We start from the raw sequence: 22,218 nt of genomic DNA on the forward strand, positions 1-22,218 counted from the left end.
CGGCGATTTCCTGGTATTCGGGCGTGCCGGCGCCGATGAAGGCGTAGACGTCCTTGGCGCCGAAGCTCAGGCCCTTGAAGGTGATGTTGGAGATGCGCGAGTAGTCGTCCGACAGGCCCGACATCGAGTGCAGCATGTCCAGGATCGAGCCCGCCTGGTCGCCCAGCAGCGACTCGATCAGCGAGATCTCGGGCGGCAGGCCGGTGTACATCGTGCCGGTGAAGGTCTCGCCGATGTTCAGCTGGAAGTCGCCGCGCAGGTGGATGAAGTCGCCCAGGTTCAGCGACAGGTCGGGCAGCTCGAGCTTGCCGAACAGCGTCAGGCCGATGCTCGGGTCGAAGCCGATCGACAGGTCGAGGTTGCGCACGAAGTCGACCGCGCCCTGCAGGAACGACAGGTCGGGCGACAGGGTCGGCAGCATGTCGCCGATGCCCGACAGGCTGATCGACGGGAACAGGCTGCCGGTGTCGGGCAGCACGAAGCTGAAGTCGAAGCTGGCGTCGATGTCGATCACGTCGAAGATGCCCAGGTGGGCATCCATCGCCACGCGCAGCGAGTTGGAGTCGAAGTCCAGCCGCATGCTGTCGCCGGCGCTGCCGATCGGGATGTCCAGCCCGCCGCCGGCCATCGTGCTGAAGTCGACGTAGGCGCCCGGCAGCGGCACGCTGCCCAGCATCGCGCCGTTGAACGCGAGCTTGATGTTGGTGCCGTTCAGGGTCAGGAAGGGATCGGTGCCGACCAGGCCCGCCAGGTCGGCGGTGGCCGTGACGGCGTAGAACTTGCCCGGCAGCGAAGTGCCGGGGGCCACCGACGGCGACATCATCGCCAGCGCGAAGTCGAGGTTGTCGATGGCCAGGCCGATCGCGTCGTCGCTGGGCGGATCGTTGTCGTCGATCACGCCGTCGCCGTTGGTGTCCTTGCGATACGGGCCGTTGATGCCTGCGAAGGCGTAGATGTCCTTGCCGGCCACCAGCAGCGCCTGGGCCGGCGCGGTGAGCGAGGTGCCGGGCAGCTTGAAGGTGACGTCGTCGACGACGCGCTTCTGGAAGGTGAAGCCGCCCTGCAGCGACAGGATGCCGGCCACCGACGCGGTGGCGTGCGCCACCGAGGCCGACAGCAGTTCGTTGTCGTAGTCAAGCACGACCGGATCGCCGCCGGTGGCGATCTGGTAGCCGGCCGAGGCGCCGTTATTGGTGAAGTCGGCGATGAAACCCTGGCGGCTGCTGATGTTGACGCCGACGTTGACGTCCTGCAGCGAGAACTGGATGAAGTCGCTGCCGAAGCCGACGAAGCCGATGTCCTCGCCGTGGCCCTTCAGGCCGATGAACTTGGTGTTGGCCGGGATCAGCGGATTGAGGGCGTCGTACTGCGTCGTCAGGATGGTCATCCCGAGGTCGAAGTCGTCGATCACCAGGCCGATGGCCTCGTCGTTGACCGGGTCGTTGGCGTCGATCACGCCGTCGCCGTTGCTGTCGACCCGGTACGGGCCATTGACGCCGACGAAGGCCTGCACGTTGTTGGCGCCGAACTCGATCGAATTGGCCTTGACGCCGGAGAAGGACATGCCCCCCGGGCCCTTGACGGTGATTTCGGTGCCCGAACCCATGCGGAACGAGAAGTCGCCCGAGAAGTAGACGAACTCCGACACCGCCAGCAGCGCGTCGTGCACCTGCGCCTGGATGAAGGCGCCGGCGCCGTAGCCGATGGTCAGCGTGCTGCCGCCGGCCGTCACGCCGAGGCCGCCGGTGCTGGCGAAATCGATCGACGCATGCGAGTTCGGGTCGGCCTTCCAGCCGGTGCTCCAGTTCATCTGCAGGTCGATGCGGCCGCTCGACAGTTCGAAGATGTCGGCGCCGCCGGCCACCAGGAACTCGTCGGCCGAGCCGGTCATCGCCATGAACTTCGGCAGCACGGTGGCCAGCGTGCCGGTCGGCTTCAGGATGGCCAGCGCGAGGTCGACGTCGCTGACCGCCAGGCCGAACACGCCGTCCTGGTCGCGGATCGGCGTGGCCGAATCGAAATCGGGCGTGCCGTAGCCGATGAACACGTCGACGTGGCTCAGGCCGATCGTCATCGCCTCCAGTTCGGCGTTGATGCGGCCATCGGGACCGACGGGGTAGCCCTTGGCGGCCAGCTCGGCGTAGGTGCCGGCCATCGCCAGGTTGCCCAGCGTGGTACCGGTGTCGATGTTGAAGCGCTGGCGGCTGCCCTGCTGGAAGCTGAAACCGCCCTTGATGTGGACGAAGTCGGAGATGATCAGCGTCGCCTCGGCCACGCTGACGCCGATGTAGCTGCTGGTGAAGGCCAGCGAGATCGGATCGTTGCCGGTGGTGACTTGCAGGCCGGCGGGGCCGAAGGTGGAGACGAAGTCGACGTAGGGCTTGTAGCCGGCCGCGGTGCTCCACTCGGTGCCCTGGTTGGCCTGGATCCTGGCGTCCAGCGCCTGGATCGTCAGGAAGTCGATGCCGGTGAAGGCGATCTGGTCGGTGTGGGCCGACAGCGCCCATAGCCGGCCCAGGCGGGCGGTCGGGTCGCTGAACATGGCCAGCGCCAGGTCGAGGTTGTCGACCACCAGGCCGACGGCGTCCGGATCGGTGCTGCCGTCGTCGTTGAAATACGGGCCCGAGCCCACGAACAGCTTCACGTCGGACAGGCCGATCGTGACCAGGTTCATCGAGACGTTGGTGAGCTTCGAATAGTGGCCGAGGGACGTGTTGGTGCCCATCCACGGCGACAGCGTGCTCGCGGCATGCAACTCGTCGTTGTCGGCAAAGCCGGTGAAGATGTCGACCGAGACGTTGCTGCCGCGGGTGATCGAGAAGCCGCCCTCGATGAAGAAGAAGTCGTCGATGTTCAGCAGCGCATGGCCGACGTCGACGCCGAACATGGCGTGGTCGAAGGTGAAGCTGACCGGCGTGCCGCCGGTGGCCACCTGCATGCCGATGGCGCCGAAGCTGGAGAGATAGTCGACCGTGGGCGAGAGCTGCGTGCCGCGCCAGACGCCGCCGCCGTTCAGGTTCAGCGACAGGTCGTGCACCTGCACCTGCATGAAGCCCCAGTCGAGGTCCAGCGGCGCGGGCCAGTAGGCCTTCATCGAATACAGCAGCGGGATCACGGCGTTCGGATCGGCCGACTTGCTGGCGCGCATCATCGCGAACGCCACGTCGATGTCGTCGATCGTGAACAGCGGATCGCCCGGGTCGCCCACGGTGATCGTCACGCCGGCGGCGCCGATCGTGATGGCGTCGACCGGCAGGTCGTTCAGGCGCGAATAGTCGGTGTTGCCGTGGCTGTCCTTGCCGAGGTAGCCGAGCTGGTCGAAGCGGTTGAAATCGGAGATCAGCCCCGGCGGCAGCGGCGACGACAGACCGGTGTCGACGTCGACATGCGTGCTCACGCGCTGGAACGCGAAGCTGCCCTCGATCTGGAAGAAATCGCCGACGTTCAGCAGCGCGTGCTCGATGGTGACGGCCAGCAGCGCGCTGTCGTAGCTCAGGACGAGGTCGTCGCCCGAGGTCGGGATGTGCAGGCCGCCGCCGGGGAAGCTGCCGGCGAAGTCGACGAAGGGCGAGCCGTTGGCCGGGTTGTTGCCCCAGGCGCTGCCCTGGTTCAGGTCGATCGACAGGCCGTCGACCTGGAATTGGAAGATGCCGCCCAGGTCGATGTCGAGCGGATGTTCCCAGCGGATCTGCATCGCGAAGAACTTCGGCACCACCGACATCGGGTCGGCGGCCAGCGTCGAGTCGAACATCACCAGGCCGATGTCCAGGCCCTCGAGCACCACGCCGAAGGCGTCGGGATTGCGCGCCTCGCCGGCGTCGCGGATGCCGTTGCCGTTGTCGTCGATGAAATAGGGGCCCAGGCCGGCGAACACTTCCACGTCGGTGGCGCTGAGCAGCAGCGTCGACACGGCCAGGTTCTCGATGCGCGAGTTGTCGCCGGTCAGGCCCTGCACGCGGTCCAGGCCGTTCTTGATCGAGGCCGGCAGCGCGTCGTCGTTGGGCGACAGGCCGGTCACCACGTCGACCTGGGTGCCTTCGCTCTGTTCGAGGTAGAAGCCGCCGCTGATGTAGACGTAGTCGGAAATGGCCAGCGTGGCGCGGTCGATCCTGACCGCGGTGGTGGTGCCGCGGTCGCCGTCGATGTCGATGGTGACCTTCTTGTCGGTGCCGACCGTCACGTCCAGGCCGGAGGCGGCGAAGTCGACCACCGAATCGCCCGCCTTGGCGGCGCGGTTGACTTCGACCGCGATGCCGGTGGCGGCCAGCGTGAAGGCATCGATGCCGACGAAGGCGACGCTGTCGGCCTCGGCCTGCACCGCCGTCCACTTGCGGGTGGCGTCGGCCTGGCTGGTCATCAGCGCGATGGCGAAATCGACGCCGGTCAGCTCGACGCCCAGTTCGTCGTCGGTGCCGCCGTTCAGGCCGGCGAAGGCGCGGACATTGCTGGCGCCGAGGGTCAGCACGTCGACCGCGACCGGCGTGGCCCCTTCGTCGGCCGGCGTGGCGGGGTTGTCGGCCAGCCGCACGGAAGAGGTGCGGGTCTCGATCGCGAAATCGCCTTCTACCTGGACGAAGCCGTACAGGTCGACGTTGATGTGGGCGCTGGCCTGCAACAGCTTGCCGGCGCTGCCGGCCATGTCGAACTTGACGGAGCTGGACCCGCCGGTCATGACGGTGAGATCGGTCGCGCCGGCGGCGTAGTCCACCACCGGCGAGCCGAGCGCGGCCGCCTGGTTGATCGACACCGAGATGGCGCTGGCCTCGATGGTCAGGTCGCCGGCGCCGACGATGGCGGCGCTGCCGGCGGTGGCTTGCAGGCTGGTCCAGCTGCGCGCCGCGGGGGCGGGGCCGGTGCCGCCGGTGGCCGGTTTCTCGCTCATCAGCGCCAGCGCGAAGTTGACGTTCTCCAACGCCAGGCCCATGCGGTCGGTCGGGCTGTCGCCGTTCAGGCCGGCGAAGGCATTCAGGCCGCTGGCGCCGATGGTCAGCAGGTCGACGCTGGCGGTGGTGTGGTCGGCCAGCGTGACGGTCTTGGTGCTGGTCTCGATGGCGAACTCGCCGTCGACCTGGAAGAAGCCGTAGACGTCGAGCGTCAGGTGACCGCTGGCCTGGACCATGGCGCCCTTGGCGCCCGCCATGTCGAACTTGAGGCTGGTGGTGTCGCCGGTGGGCACGACCAGATCGGTGGCGCCGGCGGCGTAGTCGACCACCGGGCCGTTGGCGACGCTCGCCTGGTTGACCGACACGGAGAGCGAATCGGCGCTCACGGTCATGTCGTCGCCCAGGCCCAGGAAGCCGACGTGGCCGGCGGTGGCCTGCAGGCTGGTCCAGCCGCGGGCGGCCGGGGCCGGCCCGGTGCCGCCGGTGGCCGGCTTCTCGCTCATCAGCGCCAGCGCGAAATCGACGTCCTGCAGGCTCAGGCCGAGCGCGTCGTCGGTGCCGCCGTTCAGGCCGGCGAAGGCGTCCACGCCGTCGGCGCCGATGGTCAGCAGGTCGACGTTGGCCGAGGTGCTGTTCGACAGCTTGACGGTCTGGCTGCTCTTCTGGATCGCGAAATTGCCGCTGACCTGGAAGAAGCCGTAGACGTTCAGGTCCAGATGGCCGGACGCCTGGATCAGCGCGCCCTTGCCGCCGTCCATCGACAGCTTGAGCGAGGAATCGGTGCCGGTCACGACCGTCAGGTCCGTCTTGCCGGTGGTGTAGTCCACCACCGGGCCGTTGAGCACGCTGGTCTGGTTGATCTGCACCGCCAGGCCGGTGACCGCGATGGTCACGTCGTCGCCCAGGCCGATGAACGTCGCGCTGCCGACCGAGGCCTGCAGGCTGGTCCAGCTGCGCGCGGCCGGCGCCAGGCCGGTGCCGCCGGTGGCCGGCTTCTCGCTCATCAGCGCCAGCGCGAAGTCGACGTCCTCCAGGCTCAGGCCGAGCGCGTCGTCGGTGCCGCCGTTCAGGCCGGCGAAGGCGTCCACGCCGTGCGAGCCGATCGTCAGCAGGTCGACGTTGGCCGAGGTGTTGTCCGACAGCTCGACGGTCTGGCTGCTCTTCTGGATCGCGAACTCGCCTTCGACCTGGAAGAAGCCGTAGACGTCCAGCGTGAGATAGCCGGCGGCTTCGACCAGCGCGCCCTTGCTGCCGTCCATCGACAGCTTCAGCGAGGAACCGGTGCCGGTGGGGACCGACAGGTCGGTCTTGCCGGTGGCGTAGTCGACCACCGCGCCGTCGAGGACGCTGGACTGGTTGATCTGGACCGACAGGTTGGTGACTTGCACCGTCATGTCGTCGCCCAGGCCGATGAACGAGGCGCTGCCGACGGTGGCCTGCAGGCTGGTCCAGCTGCGGGCCGGGGCCGCCTTGTCGCTCAGCAGCGCCAGGCCGACGTTGACGCCGGTCAGATCCAGGCCGATGGCATCGTCCGTGCCGCCGTTGATGCCGGCGAATGCCGACACGCCGCTCGCGCCGATGGTCAGCGCGTCGACGGCAACCGAGCTGCCGTCCGACAGCTTGACCGTCTCGCTGCTCTTCTGGATCGCGAAACCGCCGTTGACGCGGAAGAAGCCGAAGGCGTCGATGGTGAGGGTGCCGCTGGCCTGCAGCAGGTTGCCCTTGGCGCCGTCCATGTCCAGCTTCAGGCTGGAGTCCTGGCCGGTCATCACGGACAGGTCGGTCTTGCCGGTCGAGTAATCGACCACCTTGTCGCTGAGGACGCCAGCCTGGTTGATCACCACCGACAGGTCGGTGGCAGAGATTTCGAGGTCGTCGACGCCGACGAACGACACCTCTTCGGCAGTCGCCTTCAGGCTGGTCCACGTGCGGGTCGGAGTGACCTGGCTGCTCATCAGCGCCAGGCCGACGTTCACGCCGGTCAGGTCCAGGCCAATCGCGTCGTCCGTGCCGCCGTTGATGCCGGCAAAGGCATGCACATCGTTGGCGCCGATGGTCAGCACGTCGACCGCGACGCTCGTGCCGTCGGCCAGAACGGCTGTCTCGCTGCTCTTCTGGATCGCGAAGCCGCCGTTGACCTGGAAGAAACCGAACGCGTCGATGGTCAGCGTACCGCTGGCCTGCAACAGGTTGCCCTTGGCGCCATCCATGTCCAGCTTCAGGCTGGGGTCCGTGCCGGTCATCACGGACAGGTCGGTCTTGCCGGTCGAGTAGTCGACCACCTTGTCGTTCAGGACGCCGGCCTGGTTGATCACCACCGACAGGTCGGTGGCAGAGATTTCGAGGTCGTCGACACCGATAAACGACACGCTCTCAGCGGTTGCCTTCAGGCTGGTCCAGGTGCGCGTGGGCGCAACTTGGCTGCTGATCAGCGCCAGGCCGACGTTCACGCCGGTCAGGTCCAGGCCGATCGCGTCGTCCGTACCGCCGTTGATGCCGGCAAACGCGTGGGCGCCACCCGCGCCGATGGTCAGCACGTCAGCCACGACGGTTGCTCCATCCGCCAGCGTGACGGTCTCGGTACTCTTCTGGATCGCGAAGCTGCCGTTGACCTGGAAGAAACCGAACGCGTCAATGGTCAGGTTACCGCTGGCCTGCAGCAGGTTGCCCTTCGAGCCATCCATGTCCAGCACGATGCCCGGCTCCTGGCCGGTCGGCACCGTCAGGTCCGTCTTGCCGGCCGAATAGTCCACGACCTTGTCGTTCAGGACACCGGCCTGGTTGATCACCACCGATAGGTCGGTCGCCGAGATTTCGAGGTCGTCGACACCGATAAACGACACGCTCTCAGCGGTCGCCTTCAGGCTGGTCCAGGTGCGCGTGGGCGCAACTTGGCTGCTTATCAGCGCCAGGCCGACGTTCACGCCGGTGAGGTCCAGGCCGATCGCATCGTCCGTGCCGCCGTTGATGCCGGCAAACGCGTGGGCACCGCCGGCACCGATCGTCAGCACGTCAGCCACGACGGTTGCCCCATCCGCCAGCGTGACGGTCTCGGTACTCTTCTGGATCGCGAAGCTGCCGTTGACCTGGAAGAAACCGAACGCGTCGATCGTAAGGGTGCCGCTGGCCTGTAGCAGGTTGCCCTTCGAACCGTCCATGTCCAGCGCGATGCCCGGCTCCTGGCCGGTCGCCACCGTCAGATCCGTTTTGCCGTTCGAGTAGTCCACGACCTTGTCGTTCAGGACACCGGCCTGATTGATCACCACCGTAAGGTCGGTGGCGGATATTTCCAGATCGTCGACGCCGACGAAGGCCACGCTCTCGGCCGTGGCCTTCAGGCTCGTCCACGTCCGGGCCGGGTTGACCTGACTGCTCATCAGCGCCAGGCCGACGTTCACGCCGGTGAGATCGAGCCCAATCGCATCGTCGCTGCCGCCGTTGATACCGGCAAACGCATGCGCATCACCCGCGCCGACCGTCAGGACATCGACCACGACCGTCGTGTTGTCCGCCAGCGCGACCGTTTCGGTGCTCTTCTGGATCGCGAAGGTGCCATTGACCTGGAAGAAGCCGAAGGCGTCGATGGTGAGGGTGCCGCTGGCTTGCAGCAGATTGCCCTTCGACCCATCCATGTCCAGCTTCAAGCTGGAATCCGTGCCGGTCATCACCGACAGGTCGGTCTTGCCCGTGGAGTAGTCGACGACCTTGTCGTTCAGGACGCCGGCCTGGTTGATCACCACCGACAGGTCGGTGGCGGAAATTTCGAGATCGTCGACACCGATGAACGACACGCTGGCCGCGGTCGCCTTCAGGCTGGTCCAGGTGCGGGTCGGCGTCGCCTGGCTGCTCATCAGCGCCAGGCCGACATTCACGCCGCTCAAGTCCAGGCCGATCGCGTCATCGCTACCGCCGTTGATACCGGCGAAGGCATGGGCACCGCCCGCGCCGATCGTCAGGACATCGACCGCGACCGTGGTGTTGTCGGCCAGCGTGACCGTTTCGCTGCTCTTCTGGATGGCGAAGCCGCCGTTGACCTGGAAGAAGCCGAAGGCATCGATGGTCAGGTTGCCACTGGCCTGCAGCAGGTTGCCCTTGGCGCCATCCATATCCAGCGCGATGCCGGTCGACGGGCCGGAGGCCACAGTCAGGTCGGTCTTGCCGGTCGAGTAGTCGACCACCTTGTCGTTGAGAACACCGGCCTGGTTGATCACCACCGACAGGTCGGTCGCGGAAATGTCGAGATCGTCGACACCGATGAACGACACGCTGGCCGCGGTCGCCTTCAGGCTGGTCCACGTCCGCGTCGGCGTGACCTGGCTGCTCAACAGCGCCAGGCCGACGTTCACGCCGCTCAGGTCCAGGCCGATCGCATCGTCGGTACCGCCGTTGATCCCAGCAAAGGCGTGCGCGCCACTCGCGCCGATCGTCAGCACGTCGACGTCGACGGTCGTATCGTCCGCCAGCGTGACGGTCTCGGAGCTCTTCTGGATCGCGAAGCCGCCGTTAACCTGGAAGAAACCGAAGGCGTCGATCGTCAGCGTGCCGCTGGCCTGCAGCAGGTTGCCCTTGGCGCCATCCATGTCCAGCGCGATGCCGGACGACGGCCCCGTGGCCACGGTCAAGTCGGTCTTGCCGGTCGAATAGTCGACCACCTTGTCGTTCAGGACGCCGGCCTGGTTGATGACGACCGACAGATCGGTAGCGGAAATTTCCAGGTCGTCGACGCCAATGAACGACACCTCATCGGCGGTCGCCTTCAGGCTGGTCCAGGTGCGCGTGGGCGCAACTTGGCTGCTGATCAACGCCAGGCCGACATTCACGCCACTCAAATCCAGGCCGATCGCATCGTCGGTGCCGCCGTTGATGCCGGCAAAGGCATGCGCGCCGCTCGCGCCGATCGTCAGCACGTCGGCGGCGACGCTCGTCCCATCGGCCAGCGTAACGGTCTCGGAGCTCTTCTGAATCGCGAAGCCGCCGTTAACCTGGAAGAAACCGAAGGCGTCGATCGTCAGCGTGCCGCTGGCCTGCAGCAGGTTGCCCTTGGCGCCATCCATGTCCAGCGCGATGCCGGACGACGGCCCCGTGGCCACGGTCAAGTCGGTCTTGCCGGTCGAGTAGTCGACCACCTTGTCGTTGAGAACACCGGCCTGGTTGATCACCACCGACAGGTCGGTCGCGGAAATGTCGAGATCGTCGACGCCGACGAACGACACGTCGTCGGCCGTGGCTTTCAGGCTGGTCCACGTGCGGGCCGGGTTGGCCTGGTTGCTCAGCAAGGCCAGGCCGACATTCACGCCGGACAGATCCAGGCCGATCGCGTCGTCGGTGCCGCCGTTGATGCCGGCAAACGCGTGGGCACCGGACGCACCGATTGTCAGGACATCGACCTCGACGGTCGTTCCATCGGCCAGGGTCGCGGTCTCGCTGCTCTTCTGGATCGCGAATCCGCCATTGACCTGGAAGAAACCAAAGGCGTCGATCGTCAGCGTGCCGCTGGCTTGCAGCAGGTTGCCCTTGGCGCCGTCCATGTCCAGCGCGATGCTGGACGACGGGCCTGTCGTCACCGACAGATTGGTCTTGCCGGCGGCGTAATCGACGACCTTGTCGTTCAGGACACTGGCCTGGTTGATCACCACCGACAGGTCAGTGGCAGAGATTTCGAGGTCATCGACGCCGATGAACGACACGCTGGCCGCGGTCGCCTTCAGGCTGGTCCACGTGCGGGAGGGCGTAACTTGGCTGCTCATCAGCGCCAGGCCTACGTTCACGCCGCTCAGGTCCAGGCCGATCGCGTCGTCGCTGCCTCCGTTGATACCGGCGAAGGCGTGGGCGCCGCCCGCGCCAATCGTCAGAACGTCGGCCTCGACCGTCGTGTCGTCCGCCAGCGTGACCGTCTCGCTGCTCTTCTGGATCGCGAAGCCGCCGCTGACCTGGAAGAAACCGAACGCGTCGATCGTCAGGGTACCGCTGGCCTGCAGCAGGTTGCCCTTGGCACCGTCCATGTCCAGCGCGATGCCGGACGACGGGCCCGTCGTGACCGACAGATTGGTCTTGCCGGCGGAGTAATCGACGACCTTGTCGTTCAGCACGCCGGCCTGGTTGATCACCACCGACAGGTCGGTGGCAGAGATTTCAAGGTCATCGACGCCGATGAACGACACGCTCTCGGCGGTCGCCTTCAGGCTGGTCCACGTGCGGGAGGGCGTAACTTGGCTGCTCATCAGCGCCAGGCCGACGTTCACGCCGGACAGGTCCAGGCCGATCGCATCGTCTGTGCCGCCATTGATACCCGCGAAGGCGTGCGCGCCGGACGCACCGATCGTGAGAACATCGACGGCCAACGTGGTGTCGTCCGCCAGGGTAACCGTCTCGCTGCTCTTCTGGATCGCGAAGCCGCCGCTGACCTGGAAGAAACCGAACGCGTCGATCGTAAGCGTGCCGCTGGCTTGCAGCAGGTTGCCCTTGGCGCCGTCCATGTCCAGCGCGATGCCTGACGACGGGGCCGTCGTCACCGACAGGTCGGTCTTGCCGGTCGAGTAATCCACGACCTTGTCGTCGAGGACGCCGGCCCGGTTGATCACCACCGACAGACTGGTCGCCGACACTTCCAGGTCATCGACGCCAACGAACGCCACGCTGGTGGCCGTGGCCTTCAGGCTGGTCCAGGTGCGGGTGGGCATGACCTGGCTGCTCATCAGCGCCAGGCCCACGTTCACGCCGGACAGGTCCAGGCCAAGCGCGTCGTCGGTGCCGCCGTTGATGCCGGCGAAGGCATGCGCGCCGGACGCGCCAATCGTCAGCAAGTCGACATCGACCGTCGAATCGTCGGCCAACGTGACGGTTTCACTGCTTTTCTGGATCGCGAACCCGCCGCTCACCTGGAAGAACCCGAATGCATCGATGGTCAGGGTGCCGCTGGCCTGCAGCAGCGAACCCTTGGCGCCGTCCATGTCCAGCGCGACGCTGGACGACGGCCCCGCCGTGACCGACAGGCCGGTCTTGCCGGCCGAGTAGTCGACCACGGACCCCGCGCTGGCCTGGTTGATGACCACCGACAGGTCGGTCGCGGAGACTTGCAAATCATCGATGCCGACGAACGACACGCTGCCGGCCGTCGCTTTCAGACTCGTCCAGCTGAGCGCCGGATCGGCCTGGCTGCTCATCAGCGCCAGGCCCACGTTCACATTCGACAGATCCAGGCCGAGCGCATCGTCGGTGCCGCCGTTGATGCCGGCGAAGCCGTGCGCGCCGGCCGTGCCGATGGTCAGCAGGTCCACCACGACCGTGCTGCCGTCGGCCAGCGTGACCGTCTGGCTGCCCTTCTGGATGGCAAAGCCGCCGCTGACCTGGAAGAAGCCGAAAGCGTCGATCGCCAGCGTGCCGCTGGCTTCCAGCAGGTCGCCCCTGGCGCCGTCCATGTCCAGCTTCAGGCTGGACTCCGGGCCGGTGGCGATGGTCAGGCCGGTCTTGCCGGACGAATAATCGACCACGTGGTCGTCGGGCGTGCCGGCCCGGTTGACGACCACCGACAGGTCGGTGGCCGATACTTCCAGGCCGCCGACGCCGAGCAGCGACACGCTGGCGGCCGTCGCCTTCAGGCTGGTCCAGCTGCGGGCCGGGTCGGCCTGGCTGCTCATCAGCGCCAGCGCCACGTTGACGCCGGAGAGGTCCAGGCCGATCGCGTCGTCCGTACCGCCGTTGATGCCGGCGAAGGCATGCGCGCCGCTGGCGCCGAAGGTGAGCGTGTCGACCACGACGGTGCTGTCGTCGTCGAGCGTGGCCGTTTCGGTGCCCTTCTGGATCGCGAAGCCGCCGCTGACCTGGAAGAAGCCGTACACGTCGAGGTTCAGGCTGCCGCTGGCTTGCAGCAGTTCGCCCTTGCTGCCGTCCAGCGACAACGCCAGTTCGGTGCCGGTGCCGGTGACGACCGACAGGTCGGTCGCGCCGGCGGCATAGTCGACCACCGCGCCGTCGACCGCGTCGCCCTGGTTGATGGCGACGCTGAGCGAGCCGGCCGACAGCGTGAGCTCGTCCAGGCCGGTGAACGAAGCACCGGTGGCGGTCGCCTGCAGGGTGGTCCAGGTGCGCGCGGGGGTGGCGCTGCCCGTAGCCATTTTCTCGCTCATCAGGGCGAGGCCGAAGTTCACGCCGGTCAGGCTCAGGCCCAGCGCGTCGCCGGTGCCGCCGTTGAGGCCGGCGAAGGCATCGACACCGGCGGCGCCGATGGTCAGCAGTTCGACCTCGGCGGTGCTGTCGTCCGACAGGACGACGGTTTCGGTGCTCTTGCGGATGGCGAACGTGCCGTCCACGTGGAAGAAGCCGTAGACGTCGACGTTCAGTTCGCCGCTGGCCTGCAGCAGTTCGCCCTGGCCGCCATCCAGGTTGAACGCGATGCTGCCGGCGCCGGTGTCGACCGACAGGCCGTGCGCGAGATAGTCGACGACGTCGTCGCCAGCCCGGCTGGCGCGGTTGATGGCGATGTCGAGATCGCCGGCCGACAGGTTCACGCCGGCGATGCCGGAGAAGCTGGCGTCGTGCGCCTTGGCCTGGACGCTGGTCCAGGTTCGGCTGGCGTCCGCCTGGTCGGCCAGCAGGACCAGCCCGAGGTCGACGCCGCTCACCGACACGCCGACCGCGCCGGTGGTGCCGCCGTTGACGCCCACGAAGGCCGTGCCGTCCTGCACGCCCACGGTCAGCAGGTCCACCGTGACCGCGCTGCCGTCGGCCAGCGTGACCGTATCGGTATGGCTTTCGATGGAGAACGAGCCGCTGGCCTGCACGAAGCCGAACAGGTCGAGGTTGATGGTGCCGAAGGCGCGCAGCAGTTGGCCCTGCGCGCCGTCCATGTCGAGGTCGAGGTGGCTGTCGGCGCCGGTGGCCACGCGCAGCGGCGACTTGGCGTGGTCGACCACCGTGTCGCCCAGCTTGCCGGCGCGGTTGATGGTGACGCCGAAGTTCGAGCCGGAGGCCGTCACGCCCTCGACGCCGCTGAACGACACGCCGGTGGCCGTGGCCTGCAGGCTGGTCCAGGTGCGGGTGGCGTCGGTGCGCGCCGTCATCAGCGCCAGCGCAAATTCCACGCCGGTCATTTCGAAGCCGAGCGCGCTGCCGAGCAGGCCGGCCGAGGCGTCGAGGTTGCGTGCGCCCAGCGTGAGCAGGTCCACCGCGATGGGGATGGCCGATTCGTCGTCGGGCGTGCCGGCATTGTCGGCCAGCACGACCGAGCCCACGCCCTTGTGCAGCGCGAAGTCGCCGCTGGCGCTGAAGAAGCCCGCCACTTCCAGCAGGCCGCCGGTGACCGCCACTTCCTGCAGGCCGGACGACAGGCCGCCGCCGAAGGTGTACGCGGCGCCGGCCGCGTTGATCGACTGGCCGCTGCCGTCCTGGTCGGTGCTGTTCCAGCGCACGCTGGCCGTGGTGCCGGCCAGGTGCACGCTGTCGCCCAGCGCGACGTCGATGCCGCCGCTGGCTTCCAGCAGCACGCCCGGGTGGGCGTCGGTGGATGCGTGCACCAGCAGGCCGACCGAGGCGTCGGTAACGCCGACGTCGAAGGCGCCGGAGCGCAGCGCCACCATCGCGTGGGAGGCGATGATCTGCATCGAGCCGCCGGCGTCGCTGGCAAAAGCGAAGTCGCCGCTGATGACGAAGCTGCCCGAGATCACGGCGCGCAGGCCGTACAGGCTGACCGCCGGCGTGGTGGACGCCGGCAGGTCGCCGAAGGTGTAGTGGAAGGCGCCGAACGACAGGTCGGTGCCGGTGTGGTCGACGGCCGCCTGGTTGAAGCGCAGCAGCGCCGAATCGGCGCTGAAGTCGGCGAAGTCGCCGCCGCTCAGGTGGGCCGAGCCGCTGGCCTCCAGCGTGATCAGGCCGTTGCCGTCGATGATCAGGCCGAAGGCGCCGTGGTCGATGCCGACCGTCATGCCACCGGCGCCAAGGTGTGCGCTCACATCACTACCGGCCGCCAGCAGGCCCGCGTCGGCCGTCGAGAAGCCGAGCGTGCCGGAAATCGTGATGTTGTCGAACACCGTGAGCGTGGCGGTGCCGCTCAGCGAAAGGTAGTCGGCGTCCGAAGCGGGCCGGTCGAACACGAACAGCGAATGCCCGTCGCCGTCGTCGATCGTCTGCGGCTGGCCGGACAGGTCGAGGCTGCCGTGGTTGGGCGCGCCGCCGATGTCGCCGATGCCGACGGCGAAGTCCAGCGTCAGGTGCTCGGCGCTCAGGCTCATGCCCGGCAGGCCGGTCAGCGAGAAACCGCCGGCTTGGCCGGAGGCCAGCATCCAGCCGTAGTCGGTGCCGGTGTCGGCAGACTGGATGAACAGGATGCCGATGTCGGCGTCGCTGAACGCCACGCCGGGCGCGCCCGGATCCGACGCGTCCAAGCCCAGGTAGCCCTGGCCGTCGGCCAGCGCCAGGCGCCAGATGTCGTAGAAGCCAGTGTCGCCGCCGTGGTCGAGGCCGACGTGGGCGTCGTAGCTGAGCATGAAGTCGCCCGACAGCGACAGGCCGTGGCCGAGGTTGACATCGCCGGTGAACGAGAACGACTGGTTCTGCTGGAAGTAGTCGTAGTTCAGCCACTCGCCCAGGTGGTCGGCCACGTTGCCGTCGACCGAAGTGCCGAGCGCGCCGACCATGAAGGCCGCGGTGTCGTCCAGGTGGTGGGCGACCAGCGTCAGCGAGTGATCTGTCTGCTTGATCTCGAAATAGATGCCGTCTTCGGCCACCAGCAAGCCGCTGCCGCTGGCAAACGCGCCGCTGGCCGACTCGAAATTCATGAAGTTGAATTCCTGGCCCTCGGTCGGCTTGAAGCCGTTGAGCAGCTTGACCTCCAGCTTGCCGTCCAGGCTGGCGGCATGGGCGACGTTGAGCTGGTCGTAGCCGTTGGCGTCGCCCGGCGCGCCGGTGCCGCCGATCTCGATCTGCAGCGTGGCGTCGGCCGTCTGGGTATAGGTATCGACGTTGTCGACGCCGGGCGAGTGGCCGGGGGCCAGCGTGCCGGCGTTCAGCAGCGCCACGTTGAGCGTACCGCTGCCTTTCATTTCCTCGTTGGCGGCGATCGTGAGCGTGCTGCCGACGTAGCCCTGGCTGATCAGGTCGCCGATGTCGAACACGCCGTTGTCGACCGTGAAGGTCTGCGTCGAGGCGGCGATGCGCGGCTGCTCGACCAGCGCGAAATGGGCGTCGGCCCGCGTCAGCAGCGGCTCGGGCGCCTGTGGGTTGTCGAAGTCGTAGGCGCCGTGCACCGTCTGGTCGTGGCCGCGGTCGTCGGCCACCACGGCGTGCACCGCGGCCACCACCGGGTCGGCCGACAGCAGCACCCGCGGTTCCAGCGCTTCGACGCGCCACGCATCGCGGACCAGATTGGCTACTTTTCTCTTCAGCGCTCTCATCTTCGCCTACCTTTTTTTTACCGCGCCCTGCTCCCCATGGAGCGGCCGCGCCAGCCTATTCTTCGTTGTCTGAAGAGTGGTCGTTCACTACAACCACCCTTCTCCAAAAACGCCTGTCGGCGCACGCGGCGCCGACCCTGTTCAAACTGCGCAAACCCCGGGGGCCGTCAATGCCCCGCCCTCACCAGCCGTACTGCTCTTGGCCCATCCGTCGTCGCCGGCCCCACGTCGCCGTCGACGAAATTCACGTACCACGCACTACCGGATATCGGCAGCACCGGCGAACTGCTCCAGTAGCTGGCGAGCACCGTACTCGGAAAATATGTCTGGTTGATCGCCGGCGCGCGGCAGGCGTATTCCACCAGCGAGGCCAGTTCGTTGCGATTGGGCAGCCGCCAGTCGGTGTAGCCCTTGCCCAGCGAGGCCGAACCGTTGGCGGCAGCAGCCGCCGACAACGCGCCAGCCCAGTCCACCGACGCGGCGGTGCCGCTGCCGCACGACGTGCCCGAGCGGCCCTGGCTGCACTGCATCCACATCAGCTGCGTGCGCTTGTCGGTGACGGTGCCGTCGCCGTTGTCGGCGAAGCGGTCGGAAGCGACCTTGGCGCTGCCGGCCAGGCACGGCGTGGCCGACGAGGGCTGCGACTCGGCGCCGCTCACCAGCCGCAGCGAGAAGCTGTTGCCGGGCGCCTTGTTCTTGACGCCTACGGCGCCGAGCCCGAAATCGACCGTCCAGTCGGTCTGGTCGTCGTCGGGATAGGTGGTGTCCGTCCAATAGATCGAGGTCTGCTGGTTGGCCAGGCCGGCGGTGTCGGCGAACCAGTTGGAATCGATCGCCACGCCCGAGGTCTTGCCGGCTGCCACCAGCGAGGCCAGTTCGGCCACCTCGGGCAGGCGCCAGTTGCTCACGCCGCACAGCGAGGCCGAATTGGCGGCCGTGATGCGCGCCGCCACGTCGGCGAACGGCATCGTTTCGGGCGTACCGGTGGCCTGCTCCACCTGCCACAGCAGGCCGGTGACGCGGTCGCGCACGCAAGACCAGCCGGCGGCGTTGGCGGCCAGCGATTCGCCGGAGGCGCCGACCTTCTCGAACGAGAAGCCCTTCAGGCCGTCGGCGTCGGAATTGACCAACGACAGCGCGTCGCGGCCGGTTTCGGCATCCTGGCCGGCCAGCCCGCCCGCCGGGCAGCCGGTGGCGCCGCCGCTGGCGTTGACGCAGGCCGAGATGCCGGTGTCGTTCAGCCCGCCGGCATCGTCGTTGACGATGGTGCCGACCGCAGTGGAGGGGCTGGCGCCGCCGTTGACCGTGAGGTTGAAGCGCTTGTCGGCCTGCAGCGTGGCATCGTTGCAGATCGTGACCTGCACCGTGGCGGTACGCTGGCCGGTGGGAATCGTGAAGGCGCCGTTGTTGACCGCCACGTAGTCGATGCCGGCCGAGCAGCTCGCGCCGCCGCGCGCGTAGCCGGGGACGGCCTTCGACGCCAGCGTGGAAACCAGGTCGGCGGTGGAGTAATGGAGCTGTACGTCCCACTCGGCATTCTTCTCGAGCGTGACGGTGAACGGCATCTGTCCCGCGCTTTCCAGTGCGATCGAAGGCGCCACGCTGAGCGCGGGCGGCGGCAGCGTCGATCCGCCGCCCCCGCCGCCGCCGCAGCCGGCCAGCCAGCCTAGCGCCAGCGCGGCAGCCGGGACGCGGCCGGCGGCAGCCAGGCGCGAAAGCGGACGGACGGCGGCGAGCGGGAAGACCGACGGACCGGGACTAGTGTTTGGCATGGGGATCACCTGGAAAGGAAGAAGCGGACCGGCCGGCCCCTTGCAGGGCCGGTGGCGTGCCGCGCGCGGCGGCGAACGCGAGCTGCAGCCGCAGTTGTTGTTCGTGCAGGAAAAGCTGGTGCCGTTGCCAGCGCGCGCCGCGGGCGGCGCGCCGGCGCGCGCGGTACAAGATGCGCCGCAGCAACAGGCGCAGTCCCAGCGCCGCGGCCGGCGGCGCGCCGGCATCGGCAGTGGCATCGGCCGCCAGCCGGCGCAGCCAGGCCGGCACGGCGCGCTGGTCGAGTGCGATCAGGCGCAGGCCGACGCGCTCGGTGTCGAGCCGCGCCCCGCGCGCCCAGAACGATCGTTCGGCGCGGGTGGAATCCAGGGCCTCGGGCAGCACCAGCGCGACCGGCGTGCGCGGCCGCTCCAGTTTCAGGTCGGCGCCCAGCAGCAGGGCCTCGGGCACGACCAGCACCTCGCCCGCCGCCAGCACCCAGTCGTCGGCGCGCGGCGGCGCCACGCCCAGCACGCGCAGCCGGGCGTTGCGGCCCTGCAGCGCCTCGACCAGCGGCCGGAAGGCGTCGACGCGGCGCAGGCCGATCAGCACGGCGTGCCCCTGCGCTCCCCATACCGCCGCCGATTCGGCGGCGACGGCCAGGCCGGCCGCGGCATCGGGCACCACCTCGTGACGCACCGCGGCGCGGGTCGCCGCCGGGGCGGCCACGCGCTGCACGACCGCGCCATAGACGCGCCACAGTTCGTTTTCCAGGCCGCGCAGGTCGCCGGCGGCGCCGCCCAGGTGCTGGTAGCGCCCGAAGAAGGCCTGGTAGCTGATGCGTTCGGACGTGCGCGGCGGATGCGACAGCGGCAGCCCCTCGCGTGCCTCCAGGGCCTGCGTCAGGCCGACGTGCAGCGTGCGTTCCGGCAACAGGTCGGCCACCGGAACGTCGGTGAAGGCGATGCGCATGCCGTCGCCGAACGGGTCTTTCTGCACGTTGTAGTGGACGCCGCGCACGAGGCGGTCGCGCACGATGATGGCCTGCATCAGCAGTTCGTCGCGCCGGCGCTGCGCGCGCCACAGCGGCGGCAGCTCGGCGGCGACGGCATCCAGCAGTTCCTGGCCGGCGGCGGTGAAGACCAGGCGATGGCCGTTCTGTTCGAAGCGGTAATGCCGGCCGGCGACGAAGCGCTCGCACAGCGCGCGCGCCAGTTCGATCGCTTCCAGCAGCACCGGGTTGCTGCCGGGCTCGGACACGATGAACGGCATGCCGGCATCGTCGATCATCACCCGGTCGGCGTCGTCCACCAGCGCCATCTGCAGACCGTCGTGCGCCGCCACGGGGCCGGCGGCGGCGCCGCGGCGGGCCGGCCCGGGGCCGGCGCCCTGCTTCTCGCGCAGGCTGTCGTGCAGCACGCGGCGGGCGGTGGCATACAGCACCTCGGCCCGGTAGGCGAAGGCCGCGGCGTCGGCCTGCGCCTGCGCCGGCAGCGCCGCCGCCGACAGGCCGCAGCGGGCATAGAACGGCGTCATGTCGGCCGCGTCGCGCATGACCAATGCGTCGGTGGCGACGATCACGTGGCAGACGCGCCCGGTCCAGGCACAGAAGGCGGCGGCCAGCGCGATCGCCAGCGTCTTGCCGCTGCACGGGCCGGCCTCGGCCACCTGGCCGGCGACCATCGCCATCGCGGCCATCAATTGCCCGCGCTCGGGACGCTGGCCAAGCTGGCGATGCGCCGCCTCGGCCAGCACCGCCATGGCCTGCGCCCGGTGGCTCAGCATGCCGCCCTCGCCGGTGCGCGCCACCGCCGCGCGCAACGTTCGGCGCGTCTCGCCCAGCAGGCGGTCGAAATCCTCGTCGGGCATCTGCGCCAGCCGGCCGGCGGCGCGCAAGGCCGCCTGCAGGTCGGCGCGCAGCGCCGGGCGCCGCCGCCACGCCAGCAGGCGCCACCAGCCGGGCAGGCCGATGCGGCCGGCCCAGGGCTTGCGGATCTCCACCGGCGCGGTGCTGCGCGCGCCCGAATCGGGGTTGGGCAGCATCATAGGGCGTACCTGCGCTGGAGCAGTTGCAGGAAGGCCTTGTGCAGCCGCGTGTACAGCGGCTGGGCGGCCAGCGTCACGCGCAGCACGCCCGACATGCCCTGGTAGGCGGTCACGCCGGCCAGCGCCGCCGGCGGCAGGCCGGCCCGGACCTCGAAGAACGGTTCGGTGGCGAGCGTGCCGCTCTTGTCGTCGGCCTGCACCGGCACGTCGCCGCCGCCGAAGAAGCCCAGCGCCGGCGAGGCCAGGCGCTCGCGCTGGTAGGGCAGCAGTTCGACGCGGCCGATCTCGATGCCGGCGCCGGCCTGCCCGGCCAGGCGCAGCTCGCCCTTGCTGCGGCCGTCGACCGGGAACAATTCGGCGGCTTCGGTCTGCGCCAGCACGGCCGAGAAGCGGAAGCTGGAGGAATCGACCACCTCGCCCAGCGCCTGGCCGCGCTCGATCCAGCTGCTCAGCCTTTCGTGCAGCATGGGCGCCACCCATTCGCCGTCCTGCGGCGCGCGCACCACCAGCTTGGCCTTCATGGCCTCCAGCTCGCCCAGCCGGTCGCGCAGCGCCTGCGCGCGCCGCTCCAGCGGCGCGACGTCGGCCGGCGCGCGTTCCAGCGCCTGGCGGATCAGGGTTTCGTGCTCGGCCAGCTGCAGCTTCGTCAGCCGCAGATTGAGTTCCAGATCGTCGTTGCGCAGCACGGCGATGACGTCGCCGCGATGCAGCGCCTGGCCGTGCCGGACCATCAGCCGCGACAGCACGCCGGGGGTGTCGACGAACATGGTGGCGCGCTGGCGGGCTTCCAGCACGCCCGGCACGCGCACGGCATGCGGCAGCGGCACCCAGGCCACGAATACGTAGGCGCCCGCCAGCAGCGCCACCACCGCGCCCACCGCCCGCACCCGGCGATGGGCCACGGCGGGACCGAACAGATAGTTCACGAAACGGCGGCCGGGCATCACGGCCAGCGTGATCAGCGTGGTGGTCAGCAGCGACAGGCCGATGGCGAACCACTTGTCGAGCGCGGCCAGGATGATGCCCGAGCTCAGCATCAGCCGGTAGCAGAAGCTGGCCCAGCCGTAGAAGGTGAACCACAGCCGCTCGCTGCGGTCGGTGGCGGGCGACACTGCGGCCCGGTTGCCCAGCAGGTACCGGTCGCACAGGTACAGGCACTGCTGCTGGCCCTTCTGGTACAGGTTGGGGATCTCGATCAGGTCGGACAGCACGTAGTAGGCGTCGAAGCGCAGCAGCGGGTTGCCGTTGAACAGCAGCGCCGACACCGAGCCGATGAACATCACGTTGAAGGCCAGGCTGTTGACCACGCCCTGCGAGGTATGCGCCCATACCAGCGCCGCGATCGCGGCGAAGAACAGCTCGGTCAGCACGCCGGCCAGTCCCACGTAGGCGCGCCGCCATTTGCTGGAAAAGCCCCAGGCGGCGGTGGCGTCCACATAGGGCAGCGGCGTGAAGATCAGGAACATCACGCCGAAGGTGTGCACCTGGCCGCCGTAGCGCTTGCAGACGAAGGCGTGGGCGATTTCGTGGAAGACCTTCAGCAGCGTCATCGCCGCGTACAGCCACGGCAGGTTCGACAGCGACAGCAGGCCGTCGGTATGCCGGTGCAGCTCGTCGGCGTGCTCGAAGGCGGTGGCGGCGCCGGCGATGAACACCGCCAGCCAGGCCAGCGCCGCGGCGCGGCCGGTGCACAGCATGATCAGCGGCCGGATGCGGTCGAGCCAGCGATTGGGATCGAGCAGCGGCACCCGCACGTACAGGAAGGACAGCAGCTTGCCGTACATCTCGCGCTGCTTCTGCTGGCGGTGCCGCTCGAAGATGGCGTCGTTGTGCGGCTGGCCGCGGAAGAACAGCATGTTGGACATGTGCAGCTGCGACAGCAGCCGCACCACTTCGTCCTGTCCGGGGGCGTCGGCGCCGCGGGCCGCCGCGTAGTCGCGCCAGGTTTCGTCCACGGTGCGTTCGCCGTCGAGCGCGCGCAGGAAATCGTAGGCTTCCGGCGTGATGCGGAAGAAGCGCTGGGTGTACGGGTCCTCCAGCACGAACCACAGGCGGCCGCGGTAGCGCTGGGCCTGCGCGCGCACGGCGGGCAGCAGCGCTACCCGCGCGTCGGCGATTCGGTACCAGGCATCGCTGAAGGTGGCGCCGGGCAT

At 68.6% G+C, this 22,218-nt stretch carries 4 protein-coding genes (1 of these 4 cut by a window edge); all 4 read right to left on the minus strand.

Annotation, left to right across the window (positions count from 1 at the left end; all coding sequences use genetic code 11):
• Positions 1-16,270 carry the 5' portion of an LEPR-XLL domain-containing protein gene (locus ABD927_RS11560; RefSeq protein WP_345249471.1) on the minus strand. Its footprint begins 33,782 nt before the window's first position, so only the first 16,270 of its 50,052 coding nucleotides appear in the window; the start codon lies at positions 16,268-16,270; the stop codon falls past the left edge of the window.
• 167 nt (positions 16,271-16,437) lie between these two features.
• Positions 16,438-18,042, minus strand: a complete 1,605-nt coding sequence (locus tag ABD927_RS11565; RefSeq protein ID WP_345249473.1) for an Lcl C-terminal domain-containing protein — start codon at positions 18,040-18,042, stop codon at positions 16,438-16,440.
• Positions 18,029-20,065: a hypothetical protein gene (locus ABD927_RS11570; protein ID WP_345249475.1), complete on the minus strand. Its 2,037-nt coding sequence runs from the start codon at positions 20,063-20,065 to the stop codon at positions 18,029-18,031. The genes ABD927_RS11565 and ABD927_RS11570 overlap by 14 nt, the downstream gene beginning before the upstream one ends.
• A complete protein-coding gene (locus tag ABD927_RS11575) occupies positions 20,062-22,218 on the minus strand; it encodes a biotin/lipoyl-binding protein (RefSeq protein ID WP_345249477.1) in 2,157 nt (718 codons plus the stop codon). Before ABD927_RS11575 ends, ABD927_RS11570 begins: the two co-directional genes overlap by 4 nt.

Origin of the sequence: Pigmentiphaga soli (assembly GCF_039541095.1) — a bacterium.
Classification (GTDB): domain Bacteria; phylum Pseudomonadota; class Gammaproteobacteria; order Burkholderiales; family Burkholderiaceae_B; genus Pigmentiphaga; species Pigmentiphaga soli.

Bases quoted from the DNA above. Each gene is read 5' to 3' on its own strand.
- ABD927_RS11570 (WP_345249475.1), bottom strand. From the start codon at position 20,065: ATGATGCTGCCCAACCCCGATTCGGGCGCGCGCAGCACCGCGCCGGTG.
- ABD927_RS11575 (WP_345249477.1), bottom strand. From the start codon at position 22,218: ATGCCCGGCGCCACCTTCAGCGATGCCTGGTACCGAATCGCCGACGCG.
- ABD927_RS11565 (WP_345249473.1), bottom strand. From the start codon at position 18,042: ATGCCAAACACTAGTCCCGGTCCGTCGGTCTTCCCGCTCGCCGCCGTC.